The 1,996-nt window shown below is 67.1% G+C and carries 2 protein-coding genes; both read right to left on the bottom strand.

What is annotated here, in order from left to right; translation table 11 throughout:
- Window positions 1-384, bottom strand: a 384-nt coding sequence (locus FG154_RS20345) for an ATP-binding protein (RefSeq protein WP_186312486.1), incomplete at its 3' end; no start/stop codon positions are given.
- Complete coding sequence (gene istA, locus FG154_RS20340) at window positions 317-1,885, bottom strand: IS21 family transposase (RefSeq protein ID WP_145111929.1); 1,569 nt, start codon at window positions 1,883-1,885, stop codon at window positions 317-319. The genes FG154_RS20345 and istA, both read right to left, overlap by 68 nt.
- Window positions 1,886-1,996 lie beyond the last annotated feature (111 nt).

Genomic DNA, 1,996 nt, shown 5'->3' with positions numbered 1-1,996 from the left:
GCGGGTGCCAGCGCGGATGAGCGCGCGGGCGATGGCGATCGCGAGATGGCTCTTGCCGGTGCCCGTGCCGCCGACGAGCACGACGTTGCGCTGGTCGGCGACGAAGTTTCCCGTCGCCAGTTCGCGCACGAGGCCCTCGTTGACGGGCGTCCCGTCGAAGTCGAACTGCTCGATGTCCTTGGCCAGCGGCAGCTTGGCGATCGTCATCTGGTAGCGGATCGAGCGCGCCTGCTTCTCGGCGATCTCGGACTGGAGCAGGTCTCCGACGATCCTCGGTGGCTCGTGCTGGCGCTTGATGCCGTTCGCCATGACCTCGTCATAGGCGCTGCGCATCCCGTAAAGCTTGAGGGCGGTCATCAGGTCGAGGATCTGGGTGCGGTCCATGTCGGCTGGTCCTCCTGAGGCTGTCGTATCGGGCGCAGTCGGCCACCGGCGCATGGGTCAGGCGAAGGCTGGCAGGCGTCAGCAGCAGCGGTGGCGGGGCGGCATCCTTGCGGCGAGCCAGAATGTTGATGATGACCGGCGCGGAATGGACGCCCTGGTCGAGGGCTTCGCGGCAGGCGGCTTCGACAGTTGGCAACCCGTCGGCCACGACGCAGCTCAGGATCTGCACCATCTGCCGGTCGCCGTCGTCCGAGCCCGTCAGCTTGCGCCGGATCGCGGCCAGCGCGGGCGGCAGCACCCAGTCGCGGAAAGGGGCGCCGTTGCGCAGGGCGCCCGGTTTGCGCGCCAGAACAGGCACATAGTGCCAAGGGTCGTAGACGGTCTGGCCGCGCCCGAAGATCCTTTGGTGCTCGCCGACGATGACGCCGTCCTGCCGGATGACGATCCGATCGGCATAGGCGTGGACCTCGACCGGGCGCCCGACCGCAGTGGCCAGCACAGAATACTTGTTGTTGTCGAACCTGACGGTGCAGGTCTTGGACACGGACGCCGGCACGCTGTGGAAGCCGTCGAAGGGCCCGGCATAGGGCACGAGGTGGGGGCGCTCGGCCTCGAACATCTCCCAGATCGTCCGGTCGGATTGCTCGGGATGCTTGTGCGCCTTGGCGTAGGCCACGCACTTGTCCAGGAGCCAGGCGTTCAGCTCCTCGAGGCTCCGGACCCGCAGCCGCGGCGTGAAGAACCGCTCGCGGACGAGGCCGACCTGGTTCTCGACCTGGCCCTTCTCCCAGCCCGACGCGGGGGTGCAGGCGACGGGTTCGACCAGGAAGTGGCTGCACATCTGCCGGAAGCGACGGTTGTACTTCCGCTCCTTGCCCGTGAAGACCGCCTCCACCGCCGTCTTCATGTTGTCATAGATGCCGCGCGTGCAGGCGCCCCTGAAGAAGGCGAAGGCCCGGTCATGGGCGTCGAACACCATCTCCTGCGTCTCGCGCATGTAGGCCCGCACGAAGAACATCCGGCTGTGGCAGAGCCGGACGTGGGCAACCTTCACCGTCACGGTGACGCCCGCGATCAGCACCACCTCATGGCTCCAGTCGAACTGATAGGCCTCGCCCGGCGCGTAATAGAGCGGGACATAGGCCTCGGCCGTCACCGCCCCGCGGCTCTTCGACCAAGCGCGGGCATAACGGCGGACGGCGTCATAGCCGCCCTCGTAGCCGGCCGCCCGCAGATCCTCGTAGATCCGGATCAGCGTGAGCCGCTCGCGCGACGGCTTGTTCGCGTTGCCGACCAGGAAGGCGTCGAGCTTCTCCTGCCACGGACCAATCCGCGGCATCGGCTGCCGCTCGCGCTCGTAGCTGAAATCAGTCTCGTCCGACCGCAGGATCTTCCGCACAGTGTTCCGCGACACGTGCAGCTCCCTGGCGATCCTCTTCACCGACCAGCCCTGCACATGAAAGGCCCGTCGCACGCGCGCGATCGTATCCACTCGCTTCAACTCCCCCTCCGCCCGCTGCCTCGCAACGGACGGTCCGACGAATGCTGAGGGGGGTCAAAATTGGACGCCGATCACCCCGCCTGGGGGGTCAAAATTGCACGCCGAAACACA

Origin of the sequence: Cereibacter sediminicola (genome assembly GCF_007668225.1) — a bacterium.
GTDB lineage: Bacteria > Pseudomonadota > Alphaproteobacteria > Rhodobacterales > Rhodobacteraceae > Cereibacter_A > Cereibacter_A azotoformans.
Note: the sequence above shows the minus strand (reverse complement) of the source record. Positions and strands in the feature narration are given on the sequence as shown.